The sequence below is a fragment of the Variovorax jilinensis genome, from assembly GCF_030316885.1.
Taxonomy (GTDB): domain Bacteria; phylum Pseudomonadota; class Gammaproteobacteria; order Burkholderiales; family Burkholderiaceae_C; genus Variovorax; species Variovorax jilinensis.
Window position 1 is genome coordinate 957,614 of record NZ_JASZYQ010000001.1, and the last position, 14,364, is coordinate 971,977.

Genomic DNA, 14,364 nt, shown 5'->3' on the forward strand with positions numbered 1-14,364 from the left:
ATGCAGAATGACAATGCGGAAACCGCCGGAACGATCCCCGTGGGACGCAATCGCTGGCGGGACGCTGCCGGCATTGCGGGCGGACTGGCACCGTGTTTCTTCATGGCGCATGCAAGTGCCCAGACGGTGGGGCCGGGCTCCGTCACCGCCACCATCAACGTCGGCAGCGGCATCACCACGGTAGTCGGTGGAACGACAGTGCAGACGCCGGGCAGCGCGGCTCTCGTGACCGGTGGCAGGCTGCAGCTCGAACCTGCAAGTCCGACCCGGGGGGCGATCGCACTCAATGCAACGGCCTACAACGCATTTGCCATCTACGCCACGGGCGGCATCGTCGACATGCAGAACGGTGCGACCTCTCTGTTCACCACCGGCGGTGCAGCGGCCGCACTCTGGACCCAGAATCGAGGCGTCTCAGCGAGTTCGGCGGGCAATGCGACCCTGCGTACCACCGGCAGCTACGGCCTGGTCAACGGGTTGCCGGTCGGGTCCTACGGTGCGGTGGCCAGCCACAACAGCCAGATATCCCTGGCCAATGCGAGCATCCTGACCGAGGGCCTCGGATCGGCCGCCGCCTATGCGTTCGGCGGCCGGGTCACTCTGGATGGCGTGGCCGTCGAGACGCGCGCGGGCTCGTACAGCTACGGCGGAGTCAACTACGGCGCCTACGCCGCGATAGCCGCTTCGCTCGACGGCGTACGCGGCACCATGCAGCTGACGGGCGGCTCGCTGCGCACGTCCGGCAACATCGCCTACGGCATCTTCGGGCTTGCCTCCGACCTCACCGTCGACGGCACGACCATCAACACCACCGGCAGCAGCGCCCACGCGATCATTGCGCGCACCACCTCGACGGTCAGTGCCGCCAACCTGGTGGCGAACGTGTCGGGCAGCGGCGCCTACGGCGCCTGGGCAGACGCCGGATCGACGATCAGCATTCGCGACTCGCGCTTCGACGTCGTCGGCACGAACGGCTACGGCCTGCTGAGCTATGGCGCGGGCGCGCGACTCAATGCCACCAACGTCGCCGTTCTGGCAGCCCAGGCACCCGGCCTGACGGCATGGGCCGTGAACCCAACCGACAACGTGCAGGCCAGCTTCACCGGGGGCAGCGTCCAGACGCAGGCCGACAACGCGTACGGCCTTTATGCACGTGGCCCGCTGGCGAGCCTCACGGTCGATGGCGCCACGGTGACGACGAACGGCCAGGGCGCCATGGCCGGCCGGGTGGCCGACGGCACGCTCACCGTGACCAACACCGCGTTGCAAGCGAACGGCGCAGATGCCGCGGGCCTCGGCCTGAGCAGCGGCGCAGGACAGACCGCGCGCGTCGTGCTGAGCGGGGGCTCCGTGCGCAGCGCGCAGTCCGACGCCATCGCCGTGAATGGCGGGGCCGCCGATGTCAGCATCTCCGGCACCCAGGTGACCGGCGCCGTCAACTGGCTGCGCGTGATGGGTGGCACCGCCGCGGCGTCGGACAGATTTGCCGCACCGGACGAAATCACGACGTTCAGCACGTCGAGCGCAGGCCTGTCGGGTGTCGGCGTCACCATTGCACCGGGTGTGGTTGCAGCGCCGCTGGCTGCGCCCGTGAGCGCGGTGAACGTCACGGCCTCTGCCGCCCAGCTCAACGGCGCTGCGCTGACCGAGCCCGGCGCGACATCGACGGTGTCACTTGCCAACGGCACGGTGTGGAACATGACGGCCAGTTCCAACGTCACCGCGTTGACCAACAGTGCCAGCCAGATCCTTTTCGCCGCACCGGCGGCGGGCGCGTTCAAGACCCTGACCGTCGTCAACTACGCGGGCGCCGCAGGCGTCATCGGCCTCAACACGCGGCTGGGTGGCGACGGCTCACCGTCGGATCGGCTGCTGCTCGACGGCGGCGGCGCCACCGGGCTGACCAGCCTGCGGATCACCAATGCCGGCGGCAGCGGTGCCCTGACGCTGGCCAACGGCATCCAGGTGGTCGACACGGTGAACGGCGGCACGACCGCGCCTGGCGCGTTCACGCTCGCGAGCCGCGTGGTGGGTGGGCCCTACGAGTACCTGCTGTACCGCGGCAGCGTCGACGCGTCGAACGCGCAGGGCTGGTACCTGCGCTCAGAGCAGCCGCCCGTTCCGCCGCCTCCGCCGGTCCCGCCGCCGCCGGTCCCTCCCGCGCCGCCGCCCGGACCGCCTGCACCCGAGCCACCGCCACCCGCTCCCGCGCCCGCGCCCGCGCCGATCCCGGACGTGGTGCCGCCAGGTCCGAAGCGTCCGCTGTATCGGCCCGAGGTCGGGGCCTACCTGTCCAACCAGCGCCAGGCAAGCGGCATGTTCCTGCACAGCCTGCACGACCGGCTCGGTGAGCCGCAGTGGGTGGAGACCCAGTCCTTCGACAACGCGGACGACAAGCGCCGCTCGGCCTGGGTGCGCGTGGTGGGCAAGGATGGCAGGGCGACCAGTCGCGACGGAAACTTCGGCGTCGATACCGACAGCACGCTGATCCAGGGAGGCGGCGACATCGCGCAATGGTCGCTCGCGAAGGGCCAGGCAGCCGGTCCCGCCGACCGGCTGCATCTGGGCCTGATGCTCGGCTACGGCAAGGCCAACAGCGACGCCAGCGCGGACGGAAACCGGGCGCGCGCCAAGGGCGAGTCCGAAGGCTGGAGTGTCGGCGGCTACGGCACCTGGTACCAGAACGACGAGAACCGGCTCGGCTGGTATGCCGACGTATGGGGCAGCTACGGCTGGTTCGACAACAAGGTGCGTGGCGACACGCTGCCCGAAGTGGAATACCACGCCAAGGCGCTCACGCTTTCCGGCGAGGTCGGCTACGCGATGAAGCTCGGCAGCACCGACTGGGTGGTGGAACCGCAGGCGCAACTGGCGTACATCCGGTACAGCGAAGACGACATCGACGAGCCCAACGGCACGCGCATCAGCGGAGGCGAAGGCAGCGGATGGATCTCTCGGCTCGGGGTTCGCACACAGCGCACCTGGGTCCGCGAAGACGGCCGCAAGCTTCAGCCGTACCTGACCCTGAACTGGTGGCACGACAAGCTCGACAACGCAGCGACCTTCAACCAGGTGGTGCTCGGCGGCATGTATCCGTCGAACCGCTACGAGGTCAAGCTGGGCCTCAATGCGGACCTGAGTCGGGGCTGGGCCGGCTGGGGCAATCTGGGTTACCAGTGGGGCAGCCAGGACTTCCGGAACACCACGCTGCGCCTCGGCGCGAAGTACACGTGGTAGCGCACGCCGGCCGACGGTTTCCATCCGCGGGTGCCGTGCCCTCCGGCTCGCTCAGAATCACCGCCAATGAATGCAGCACCCTTTGTCAGCCGCGTGGCCCTGTTGCGTGATCGGGTCGAGTCCTTCGATCGCTATCCATTCAACCTGCCCGCGCTGCGCGGCTTCGATCGGCTCGAGCTCCATCCGCGGGTGAACTTCTTCGTCGGCGAGAACGGATCGGGCAAGTCGACGCTGCTCGAGGCGATGGCCGTGTCGCTGGGCTTCAACGCCGAGGGCGGCAGCCGCAACTTCAACTTCGGCACCCGGCGTTCGCACTCCGAACTGCATGCCTGCCTGCGCCTTTCCAAGGGGATCAGGCGGCCGCGCGATGGCTATTTCCTGCGCGCCGAGAGCTTCTTCAACGTGGCCACGGAAATCGAGCAGCTCGACGCCGCGCCTTCGTTCGGGCCGCCGGTGATCGAGTCGTACGGCGGGCGGTCATTGCATGAACAGTCGCACGGCGAATCCTTCATGGCGCTCCTGACCGAGCGCTTCGGCGGCCAGGGCCTCTACATCCTCGACGAGCCCGAGGCCGCGCTGTCCCCGCAGAGGCAACTGGCCGTGCTGTCGCGCATGCACGACCTGGTGCGCGACGGATCGCAATTCATCATCGCGACGCATTCGCCGATCCTCATGGCCTATCCGGACGCCTGCATCTACCAATTCGGCGCCGAGGGCGTGTCGAAGGTGGCATACGAGGCGACCCAGCATTTCAGGGTGACGCGTGATTTCCTTGCCAGCCCCGAACGCATGCTCCGGGTGCTGCTCGAGCGCGAGCCCGGCGACGGATCGCTCAGCGACCCTGGCTGAGCCTTTCGCGCCCCTGCAGGGTCAGCAGCTTGCTGCCGTGGGGGTCGATGGCCACGAAGCCGTTCGACCACAGGCGGTCAGGCACCTGGATGCCGGCGGTAGCCGCCTGCCGGGAGGCCGCTTCGAGCAGGAACTGAAGCGTCTTCCACTGTTCGTCGTTGAGCTGGATCTTCTTCACCATGGCAGCTCCTGGGGTTGTGTTCGCACGGGGCGAACTTTGCCAGCAGGATCCGCGCGGCGATGTGCGTTTGCGCACAGGTCTCGCGAACCTGGCGTCGGGCCCGCTCCCGGTGGAGCGGCCGTTGCGCAAGTCAGCAGCGATGCAGATGGCCGCCATGCAGGGCGACGTAGTGCACGTAGTTGCGCCATGCTTCCTGCGCGGCTCGGGCGCTTGCTTTGGCCTCGTCGACGGCCTGGTCGGGCGAAGCGGCACCGTCGTCGCGCAGGAAGACGTGGAAGGCTTCGTTTGCTGCGCGCTGCGAACGCCGGGCCAGGGCATCGGCGCGGGTTGCGGCGGCCCGCAGGCGGGCGGCATCATCGGTGAACGGCTCCATGGGGCACCTCCGTGTAAATCAAAAGGTTTCAGTTTGCTACGAAGGTCAGTGTATGTAGCCGGCGCGTCCTGCAAAGACGACAGAAGTGCTAGGCAGGATGGGATAGCCCCGCCGGCAGCGGCACTGTGCGCCGGAAGCAGGCGGCGGCAACCAATGAAAAAGCCCGCGCGGGGCGGGCTTTATCTGGGGAGCTTGCGGCAGCAGGCCGAGGCTCTGGATGTTGGTCGTGGGCACTCACGCGGCCCACGTTACGGCAAATGTTCACTTGCGGAAGTCAGCTCTTGTTTTTCTCGTCGTTCTGACTTCGACGCGCCGGCGTGAGATGCGGCTTGCCTGCGCAGGCAACCACCGAAAGAGGCCTGGGGCATTTCGGGGACCGTGAATCATAACAGAAAATCATAACGAGCCGGCCGAACTGCTTCGATGCAACACCAAGGCCCCTTCCCAGCGAATTCTGCGCAAAAAGCCTCGAAAGCTTTGGGGCTACGCCTTCCGGACTGCTTGTAACCAAAAGTGTTAATAGTCATAATGGATTACATGCGATCCAACCGAGATTCCACCAAGCAATGGACCCCCAAGGCCATCCTGGCCCTGCTGCGATCCAGCCTGCCCAGGGCCGGCGCACAGGCATCCAGGCCTGCCGCTGCGCCTGTCGCGCGCGCGCTCACCGATCCGCCCGAGCCGCTCAGTGTCGAGGAACTCGGCGAGGTGGCGAAGAACTGGCGCAGCCGTTCCGATGAGGAAGATGGCCGCGCCGACACGGTCGCCCAGGCGCTCGAATCGCTGGCCGACTACCGTCGCGCCGCAGCGCGGCCGCGCAGCCGCGCCAGCGCCGTCGGCCAGCGCCTGTCGGACTTCATGCGCATCTAGGCAGCGACCCCGATTCATCGCGTCGGCGCGGCGCGCCTCGGCTAGCGAGGCTAGGGCGTCACGATGTTGAAGTAGGGATCGAAGGTCTGCACGTTCGAGAACACGGCCGCCAGCACGCGCGGATCGCCCTCGACCTTCACCTGGCCCGCCTGCACCAGCTCGGGCAGCTTCCTGCCCTGCAGCAGCATCGACAGGAAGACCGGGCGCGTGAGCGTGAGCTTGACGTCGGGATTCTTCAGCACGCGCCCCTTCGTGTTGTTGAGCACCGAGTTCGACAGCTCGAGCGCCCAGGTCTCCTTGAGGTCGGTGAACTCCATGCTGATGCCGGCCTTCACGCCGTCGAGCTTCTGGTGATCGAGCCGCAGTGCGATGTAGTCGAACAGCAGTTCCTGGTTCATGCCGCGCACCACGTCCGGACCCTGCGTCGATGTCGGCGGCTTGAGCACGCCGTCGCGCAGTTCGCGCGCACCCACCAGGTAGGCATTGCGCCAGGTGCCGGCCTCGGCTTGGTAGCCGAGCTGCTCCAGCGTGTCGGCCTGCAGCGCACGTGCCGCCGCGTTGTCGGGGTTGGCGAACACGACGTGGTTCGTCAATTCGGCTACCCAGCGGTAGTCGCCGGCATCGAAGGCCTTGCGCGCAGTGGCGAGCACCGCGGCCTCGCCACCCATCGCGGCGACGTAGCGCTTCGCGGTCTCGGCCGGCGGCAGGCGGTTCAGGCTCGCGGGGTTGCCGTCGTAGTAGCCGAGGTAGAAGTTGTAGACCGCACGCAGGTTGTGGCTCAGCGTGCCGTAGTAGCCGCGCGAGCCGGCATCGGCGGCGAGGCCCTTGGGGAAGAAGGTGGCATCGCCGATCTCGTCCATCACCTGGCCCTTGTTGGCGAGATTCATCGCCTGGTCGTGGATGAAGCGGTAGGTGTCGCGCTGCCTGGCCATGTAGGCGCGGATGTTGTCGCTGCCCCAGGTCGGCCAGTGGTGGCTCGCGAACGCGACCTCGGCCTCGGGGAACATGTCGAGTGCCTCGTTGGCGTACTTGCTCCAGCCCAGCGCGTCGCGCATCTTCGCGCCGCGGATGGTGTAGACGTTGTGCATGTGCTTGGTCATCACCTCCGACAGGCACAGCGCCTTGCGGCCTGGAAAATAGAACATCATCTCGGACGGCGCCTCCGAGCCCTGCGCCATCTGGAACACGATGCGCACGCCATCGACCGTCATCTCCTGGCCGGACTTGGAGACGATGTCGGTCGGCGGGATCAGGCCCACGGTGCCGCTGCTCAGCGCCTTGCCGAGTCCGCTGCCCACGCCCTGTCGCTCGTTGGCGTCGAGCCCGGCGCCGAACTGGTAGACCGCCCGGCGCGTCATCGCATTGCCCGCGAGCACGTTCTCGGCCACGGCGCTGTCCATGAAGCCTTCGGGCGCGATCACCCGGACCTTGCCGGCCCGCACGTCGGCCTCGTCGACCACGCCGCGCACGCCACCATAGTGGTCGGCATGGCTGTGGGTGTAGATCACGGCCACCACCGGCTTCGTGCTGCCGAGCTTGTCGAGTGCGAAGGCCAGCGTGGCACGCGAGATCTCGGCCGTGAGCAGGGTGTCGATCACGATCCAGCCGGTCTTGCCTTCGACCAGCGTCATGTTGGCGATGTCGTAGCCGCGGATCTGGTAGATGCCGTCGGTCACCTTGAAAAGGCCGCGCGCGTTGTTGAGCTTCTCCTGCCGCCAGAGGCTTGGATTGACCGTGGCGGGCGCATCACCCTTCACGAAGTCGAAGCGGTTGGCATCCCACACCAGCTTGCCGTCCGCGCTCCTCACCAGCGGGTCGGGCAGGGTGGCGATCAGGCCGCGCGTGGCGTCGGCGAAGTCGCGTGCATCGTCGAGCGCGAGGCTGCGGCCCACGGCCTGGTTGGCGCGCACGGTGGTTTCCGTGGCGGGTTTCGGTGGCGTGGCCTGGGTCGTGCCGGCCGGCGTGGCGTCGGCACCGGGCGCGGTCGAGGTGGCGCAGCCGCTGGCGAAGGCGGCGGCGACGAGGCAGGCAATGAGGCTGCGCGGGCGGGTGTTCATGGAGGTCTCGTTGTCGTTGTCGTGAATCTGGAAAGCGTCAGGCCTGCGCGTCGGCGCGGATCATGTCCGCGGCCTTCTCGCCGATCATGACGGTCGGTGCGTTGGTGTTGCCGCCGCACAGCACCGGCATGATCGAGGCATCGACCACGCGCAGGCCGGCGATGCCGTGCACGCGCAGCCGTGCATCGACCACCGCCATCGGATCGTCGTCGCGGCCCATCTTGCAGGTGCCCACGGGGTGGTACTGGGTGTCGGCGCGGTTGCGGATGTCCTCCGCGATCGCGGCGCTGTCGTTGCGGTCCACCGGGTAGAGCATGCTGCCGCGCCAGCGATCGAAGGGCGGGCTCGCCATCATGTCCATCTGCAGCTGGACCCCCTTCACCAGCAGGGCGAGGTCGCGCTCGTCGGCCAGGAAGTTGGGGTCGATGAGCGGTGCGGCGCGCGGATCGGGGCTGGCCAGGCGCACGCTGCCGCGGCTGTGCGGGCGCAGAACCTCGATGTGGCACGAGTAGCCGTGGCCCCAGTGCATCTTGCGGTTGTGATCGTCGACCAGCGCCACCACGAACACCATCTGCAGGTCCGGCACCTCGACGTCGGGCGCGGAGCGCACGAAGGCGCCCGACTCGGCGAAATTCGATGTGACGAGTCCGGTGCGCTCGCGCCGCCATTGGCCCATGGCCTTCGTGATCGCCATGCCGCCGCGCAGCGAGAAGCCGAAGGTCGGCGAATCGCTGCGCGCGCGCCAGCCCTGCACGTGGTCGATGTGATCGTGCAGGTTCTCGCCCACTCCGGGCAGGTGGTGCAGCACAGGGATGCCAAGCGCCTGCAGCGCCGGGCCGTCGCCGATGCCCGACAGCATCAGCAGCTGCGGCGAGCCGAAGGCGCCCGAGGAGACGATCACCTCGCGCTGCGCCCGCACCTGCTGTGTCCGGCCCCCGTGCACGAATTCGACAGCACAGGCGCGTCGGCCTTCGAAGAGCACGCGAGAGGACTGCGCGCCGGTCTTCACGCACAGGTTGGGGCGCGCCAGGTGCGGCGTGAGGTAGCCCTTGGCGACGCTGCAGCGCTCGCCGTTCTTCTGCGTCACCTGGTACATGAAGGCGCCGAACTGGTCGGGCCCGTTGTAGTCGGCCACCGGCGGCACGCCGTGCAGCGCGGCTGCCGCGATGAAGGCCTGGTTCAGCGGGCTCGGGCAGCGCAGTTCGGCGACGTTGAGCGGCCCGCCCGTGCCGTGGTAGAGGCCTTCGGCGTGGGTCTCGTTGTGTTCTGCGCGCCTGAAACAGGGCAGCACCTCGTCGTAGGACCACCCCGGATTGCCGAGCGCGGCCCAGTGGTCGTAGTCGCTGCGGTGACCGCGAACGTAGAGCATGGCGTTGGTCGAGCTCGATCCGCCCAGCACCTTCCCGCGCGGCTGGTAGCCCCGGCGGCCGTTGAGCCCCTTCTGCGGCACGGTCTTGAAGGCCCAGTTCTTGAACGGACCGGGCAGCGTCGCAGCCACGCCCGCGGGCGCCTGGATGAAGACGCTGGCGTCGCTGCCGCCGGCCTCCAGCAGGCAGACCGAGACGCGCGGGTCCTCGCTCAGACGCGAGGCGAGCACGCAGCCGGCCGAGCCGCCGCCGACGACGACGTAGTCGAACGTCTGCGCGCTCATCGCGACTTCGGCGGGCTGGCCGGCACCTGCTGGTCCGGCCTGGCGGCGAGCGAAGGGTCCGGGCGTCCGAGGAAGAAGCGCAGCGCGAATTTCTGCAGCCGGCTGCCGTACGGCGGGTAGAAGAGGCCGATCGGAAAGAAGCGCTGGCGCTGGAACACGGTGCGCGCATGGGAGAGCTCGCGGAAGCCTTCCTCGCCGTGGTAGGTCCCCATGCCCGAATTGCCGATGCCGCCGAAGGGCGCGTCGTGGTTCACCACCTGCCAGCCCCAGTCGTTGACCGCGACGCCGCCCGAGTGGGTGCGCGCCAGCACATCGTCGCGCTCGGCGCCGTCGTGGCTGAAGCAGTAGAGCGCGAGCGGGCGCGGGCGTGCGTGGACGAAGGCCAGCGCATCGTCGAGGGTGTCGTAGGGCACCACTGGCAGGATCGGGCCGAACAGCTCCTCGCCGAGCAGGCGCATGTCGGGCCGGAGGCCGGTCACGATGTGCAGCGGCATCTGGCGGCCGCTGCCGACCGGTGCGCAGGCCTCGACCGTCGCGCCCTTGGCACGCGCATCGTCGAGCAGCGCCTGCAGGCGATCGAACTGGCGCTGGTTGACGATCGCCGTGTAGTCGGCATTGCCGTCGGTGCGGCCGTCGTAGAAGCGCCGGTAGGTGCTGCGCACGCCGGCGATGAATTCCTCGGTGCGCTCGCGCGGCACCAGCGCGTAGTCGGGCGACACGCAGATCTGCCCCGCATTGGCCGACTTGCCGTGCGTGATGCGCATGGCCGCGTCGGCCACCGGATAGTTGCGCGTCACGATCGCCGGCGACTTGCCGCCGAGCTCGAGCGTCACGGGCGTGAGGTTCTCGGCTGCGGTGCGCATCACGATCCGGCCCACGGCCGGCGAGCCGGTGAAGACGATGTGGTCGAAGGGCAGGGCGGTGAAGACGCCCGGGTCCTGCAGTTCCTCGCCGACCACCGCCACAAGGTCCTCCGCGAAGACCTCGGCCAGCAGGCGGCGCAGCACCGCATTGGTGGCCGGCGTCGTCTCGGGCATCTTGACGAGCACGCGGTTGCCCGCGGCCAGTGCTGCGATCAGCGGGCCCAGCGCGAGGTAGATCGGGAAGTTCCACGGCACGATCACGCCGACCACGCCCTTGGGCTGGTAGCGCACCTCGACGCTGTTGCTGATGAAGAGCAGCTCGGTCGAGCGCCGGCTCGGCGCCATCCAGCGCTTCAGGTGCGAGATCGTGTGGTTGAGGTCGAGCATGCTGCCGAGCAGGTCGAGCATCTTCGACTCGTCGTGCGAGCGGTAGCCGAAATCGCTGCTCATGGCCTCGGCCAGCAGGTCCTGGTAGCGCTGCACCTGCTGCTTGAGGCTGCGGAGCCGGGCGCGACGCAGCGCTGCAGGGGCGGCCGGCTCGAGCGCGAAGGCCGCGCGCTGCGCCGCGAAAAGGCGCTGCACGCGCTCGTTGGCGGCACTGGCCGCGGCCGCGTGCCGCAGGTCGGTGGTGTCGTTCATCGCTGTCTCCTGGATGCGCTCGCCGGCCGTGGCGGGCAGCGATGCGCGGTGCCTGCGAATTTAGGGCTTCGCAAGGGTGAAGCCTAGGTTCAACTCCGACAGTTCAGGGTGAAAATCTGCCAACCTTCCGATTTGCCCACCGTGCCGCATCTTCATTCCACGGCCCGCAAGCCCCCCGTCTCGCGCCTGGCGCTGCGCTACGGCAACGACCTCGACGCGCCGATCCACAGCATGCTCGGGCTGGGCGTGCTGGTCGACACGCTGGCCGGCTTCGGCGTCTCGCCGGCCGTTCTGTTCGAGGGCACCGGCATCGCGCCGGCTGCCCTGTCGGACCCCGAGGCGCGCATCTCCCACCGGCAGAAGATCGCGCTGTTCGCCAACGTGCACCGGCTCAGCCCCGAGCCCGCGATCGGGCTGATCGCGGGACGGCGACAACGCATCTCGGACTTCGGCGTCTTCGGTTACGCGGTGCTCAGCAGCGCCACGCTGGGCGATGCGGTGAGCTTCGGCATGCAGCACCTGCGGCTGGCCGGACCGGTGCTCGAGAAGAGCTTTCGCATCGAAGGCGAACAGGCGGTCTTCGAGGGCCACGACGTGATCGACCTCGGGCCGCTGCTGCCACTCGCCACCGAGTTCTGGTTCAGCTCGATCCATGCGCTCATGAGCCATGCGCTCGAACGGCCCGACAACGAGGGCGGGGTGTTGCTGCTCCCCTATCCCGCGCCGGCCCACGCGGCGCGCTACGAGGAGCTGCTGCACTGCCGGGTGCAATTCGATGCCGGCGTGCTGCAGTGGCGCTTCGACGCCGCACTGCTGGACCTGCCGCTGCCGAACGCGAACCCGATCACGGCCGAGGCCAGCGCGAGCTTCTGCGCCCGCATGCTCGAGCGGATCGACGGCGAGCCCCAGCTCGTGAAGACCATCAAGGAGGCTTGCCTCAACAGCCTGGCCCAGCTGCCGCGCGCCGAGCAGATGGCCGAGCAGCTGCATCTGTCGACCCGCACGCTGCACCGGCGGCTGGTCGATGCCGGCACCAGCTACCAGCAGATCATCGACGGCCTGCGCGAGCGGCTGGCGATCGAGTTCCTCGAACGCACCGATCTCTCGGTGCAGGAGATCGCCGAGCGCAGCGGCTATTCGGACGTCTCCAACTTCCGCAAGGCATTCCGCAAGTGGACCGGCCTGACGCCGGCCCACTTCCGGGATCGCGAGCGCACGCGCTGAGGCTCACCGCGCGCGACCGGCGCGGCACTCCGCCTGCTCCCCCGCCCGACGCGCTTCAGTTGCCGCCCGGCCTGGGCGTCACGCTCCCCTTGGCCGCGGCCAGCGTGGCGCAATCGCTGCCCGGCTCGACCGAGTCGAAGCGCTCGACCACGAGCTGTTCGCGCGGCGGGCCTTCCATCGACTCGCGCACCTCGAGCCGGCCCTCGAAGTTCACGAGCAGCGGGGTCGCAGGCGCCTTCTGCCACTTGAGGTAGCTGCGCTGCAGAGCCACCATGTCGCCCGCCATCGCGACCGGCCAGCGCTTGCCGCTCGCACAGTCGGTGAACTGCGCAGCATCGGCGAAGTAGACGAAATCGCCGCGCCAATGGCTGTTGGCGGGCGTCTGTGCGCTCGCTGCATGCATGCCGCATGCGGCGAGCGGGACGAGCAGGGCAATGAGGGTCTTGGTCGCGGTCATCCGGAGCCTTTCAGTTCGAGGCCCATTCTGCCCGCGTGATCCGATGCCTGCGGGCGGGTTCGCATTGCCCCGGTGGGTCGCTTGCGGCGGGTTCGCGATGACCCGGTCGTTGCATGGCAGGACGCTGGGTCCCCAAACAAATCAAGCACTTGCGAACCCCGGGCCGGTGGCACGCGATTCGCATTGACGAGCCCATGACCATGCCTGGAGATCGCATTGCTCGAAGGGTCGGCGGAAAGCAGGGCGCAGCGCGCGAGCCAGGCCATCGAGGCCTATCTCGCCCGCTGGCCGCAGGCTGCCGACACCGAGGAGGGCATCGCGCGCTGGTGGTTGCCGCGCATGGGCGTGGACCTGCCGCTGTCCGACGTGCGGGCCGCGCTCGAACGGCTGGTGCAGCTGCGCGTGATGACGCGCACCCATCTGCCCGAGGGCAGCGTGATCTTTCGCGCCGCGGCGCAACCGCCGGCGCCCGGTGGCGCCACGGGCCAAGGCCGCACTGAGTCCTGAGCGACCATGGCGAACATCCAGGCAATCCACTCGGTCGGCGCATCCCTCGCGACCTTCCTGCGCAACACCTATCCGGCCGTCGTGGGCGATCAGCCGATGCCTCAGTGCGATTTCGCGCTGGTGTCGTCGGGCGAACTGGCCGGCACCATCGACGAGGCCACGCGCATCACGCTGTACCTCTACCGCGTGACCGCCAACGAGCACAACCGCCAGCAGCGTCCGGGCCTGATGTCGCCGCAGCAGCAGGCGCCGCTCGGGCTCGACCTGCACTTCCTGCTGAGCGCCTGGGCCGGCACCGCGCAGGACGAGCTGCTGCCCTTTGCCTGGGCCTTGCGCCAGCTGTACCTGCATCCCATCCTCGATGCCTCCTCGCTGTCGCCCGAGGCTGGCTGGAGCACCGAGGAAGTGATCCAGATCATTCCGTCCGAACTGCCGGTCGAGGACATGATGCGCATCTGGGATGCGCTCACGCCCCCCTACCGGTTGTCGGTGTCGTACGTGGCGCGGCTCGTGCGGCTGGACCCCGATGCCTTCGACGACGCCGGGCCGGTGGTCGCGACCCGCTTCGGCTGGGGCACGGCGCAGAAGGTCGGAGGCGCGCCATGACGCTCGCGATCCGCCAGCTCGAGCAGATCGACGCCCGGGTTCTCGGCGCGCTGCGCTGCGTCGATGCGGGCACGCGCAGCGCGATCGATCTGCCGCTCGCGGTGCGCATCGAGGGCGCGCGCGTGCGGCGCAACCGCAGCGGCCTGCACGTCATCACCGAGGCCGACGGGCTGGCTGCGCACGCATCGGCCTTCGAGGACGCACCGGCCGAGCCGGCGCTCGGGTCGGTGGCACTGACCGCCTCGCTGATCGATCCGAGCGGCGCCTACCTGCCGCGCATCGCGACGATTGCGCTGCCGCGCGATGCGGCGCCTGCGAACGCAAGCGCAGCCGGATCGCTGTTCCGCCCGATCGAGATCGCGATGTATCCGGGCGCCACCGCGGCGCTCGGCGTCAACTGGGCGGTGCTGCGCGTCTCCCTCACCGAGGCGGCCAGCGGCGATGCGCTCGGCGGTGCCTTGCTGCTGGTGCGCAGCGGCACCCGCGTGCTGGCCCGCGGCCTCAGCGACTGGCGCGGCGAGGCCCTGGTGCCGGTGCCCGGCGTGCCGGTCACGACCTGGTCCGACGAGGCCGAGGCGGTGGTCGTCAGCGAGACCGCGGCCCGGCTCGAACTGGTCTGGGACCCGGCCGCGGGCCTGCGCGTGCCGGCCGCCGACGTGCGCGCCGGCCGCGCACCCGCGCGGCTGCCGCAGGTCGACCCGGACCGGCTCGAGGCCGAGCGCGCCGACCTGCCCGGCGCCGTCGTCGACCTGCAGCTGCGGGCCGGCCGCTCGCAAACCCTTTCCCTCGCGCTCGCATTGCCATGAAGGCCCCGCGAGTCCTCCGTCGTCCCATACCTGCAAGCTTCATG

13 protein-coding genes are annotated in these 14,364 nt (G+C 69.0%); 7 read left to right on the plus strand and 6 right to left on the minus strand.

Annotated features, from left to right (window positions below; all coding sequences use genetic code 11):
• The gene (locus QTH87_RS04650; RefSeq protein ID WP_286607277.1) at window positions 1-3,237 is read left to right on the plus strand and encodes an autotransporter family protein; all 3,237 of its coding nucleotides are present in this window, start codon (window positions 1-3) and stop codon (window positions 3,235-3,237) included.
• Between the two features lie 66 nt (window positions 3,238-3,303).
• Window positions 3,304-4,086, plus strand: a complete 783-nt coding sequence (locus tag QTH87_RS04655; RefSeq protein WP_286607279.1) for an AAA family ATPase — start codon at window positions 3,304-3,306, stop codon at window positions 4,084-4,086.
• Here QTH87_RS04655 and QTH87_RS04660 read toward each other — a convergent pair.
• On the minus strand, window positions 4,070-4,267 hold the full coding sequence (locus QTH87_RS04660) for a hypothetical protein (RefSeq protein WP_286607280.1): 198 nt from the start codon (window positions 4,265-4,267) through the stop codon (window positions 4,070-4,072). The genes QTH87_RS04655 and QTH87_RS04660 overlap by 17 nt on opposite strands.
• 130 nt (window positions 4,268-4,397) lie before the next feature.
• Complete coding sequence (locus QTH87_RS04665; protein WP_286607281.1) at window positions 4,398-4,640, minus strand: hypothetical protein; 243 nt, start codon at window positions 4,638-4,640, stop codon at window positions 4,398-4,400.
• Window positions 4,641-5,177: 537 nt separating this feature from the next.
• Between QTH87_RS04665 and QTH87_RS04670 the strand changes: the two genes are divergently transcribed.
• Entirely contained in the window at window positions 5,178-5,510 is a 333-nt protein-coding gene (locus QTH87_RS04670) for a hypothetical protein (protein WP_286607283.1), read from the plus strand.
• A gap of 50 nt (window positions 5,511-5,560) precedes the next feature.
• Here QTH87_RS04670 and QTH87_RS04675 read toward each other — a convergent pair whose 3' ends face one another.
• From QTH87_RS04675 to QTH87_RS04685, 3 genes are read right to left on the minus strand one after another with little or no spacing between them, the layout of a single operon-like run.
• On the minus strand, window positions 5,561-7,567 hold the full coding sequence (locus QTH87_RS04675; protein WP_286607285.1) for an alkyl/aryl-sulfatase: 2,007 nt from the start codon (window positions 7,565-7,567) through the stop codon (window positions 5,561-5,563).
• 37 nt (window positions 7,568-7,604) lie between these two features.
• On the minus strand, window positions 7,605-9,218 hold the full coding sequence (locus QTH87_RS04680) for a GMC family oxidoreductase (protein ID WP_286607287.1): 1,614 nt from the start codon (window positions 9,216-9,218) through the stop codon (window positions 7,605-7,607).
• Window positions 9,215-10,720, minus strand: a complete 1,506-nt coding sequence (locus tag QTH87_RS04685; RefSeq protein WP_286607289.1) for a coniferyl aldehyde dehydrogenase — start codon at window positions 10,718-10,720, stop codon at window positions 9,215-9,217. Before QTH87_RS04685 ends, QTH87_RS04680 begins: the two co-directional genes overlap by 4 nt.
• Window positions 10,721-10,861: 141 nt before the next feature.
• Here QTH87_RS04685 and QTH87_RS04690 point away from each other — a divergent pair, with 141 nt between their 5' ends.
• Window positions 10,862-11,944 carry an AraC family transcriptional regulator gene (locus tag QTH87_RS04690; protein ID WP_286607291.1) on the plus strand — a complete coding sequence of 361 codons (1,083 nt, stop codon included), beginning with the start codon at window positions 10,862-10,864 and terminating at the stop codon, window positions 11,942-11,944.
• A gap of 55 nt (window positions 11,945-11,999) precedes the next feature.
• Here QTH87_RS04690 and QTH87_RS04695 read toward each other — a convergent pair whose 3' ends face one another.
• Window positions 12,000-12,401 carry a hypothetical protein gene (locus QTH87_RS04695; RefSeq protein WP_286607294.1) on the minus strand — a complete coding sequence of 134 codons (402 nt, stop codon included), beginning with the start codon at window positions 12,399-12,401 and terminating at the stop codon, window positions 12,000-12,002.
• Between the two features lie 216 nt (window positions 12,402-12,617).
• On the opposite strand from QTH87_RS04695, the gene QTH87_RS04700 reads away from it, so the two are divergent.
• The 3 genes from QTH87_RS04700 to QTH87_RS04710 are packed head-to-tail and all read left to right on the plus strand — an operon-like array spanning window position 12,618 to window position 14,320.
• Entirely contained in the window at window positions 12,618-12,908 is a 291-nt protein-coding gene (locus QTH87_RS04700) for a hypothetical protein (protein WP_286607296.1), read from the plus strand.
• Between the two features lie 6 nt (window positions 12,909-12,914).
• A complete protein-coding gene (locus QTH87_RS04705) occupies window positions 12,915-13,514 on the plus strand; it encodes a Pvc16 family protein (RefSeq protein WP_286607298.1) in 600 nt (199 codons plus the stop codon).
• Complete coding sequence (locus QTH87_RS04710; RefSeq protein ID WP_286607299.1) at window positions 13,511-14,320, plus strand: hypothetical protein; 810 nt, start codon at window positions 13,511-13,513, stop codon at window positions 14,318-14,320. The genes QTH87_RS04705 and QTH87_RS04710 overlap by 4 nt, the downstream gene beginning before the upstream one ends.
• Window positions 14,321-14,364: the final 44 nt, after the last annotated feature.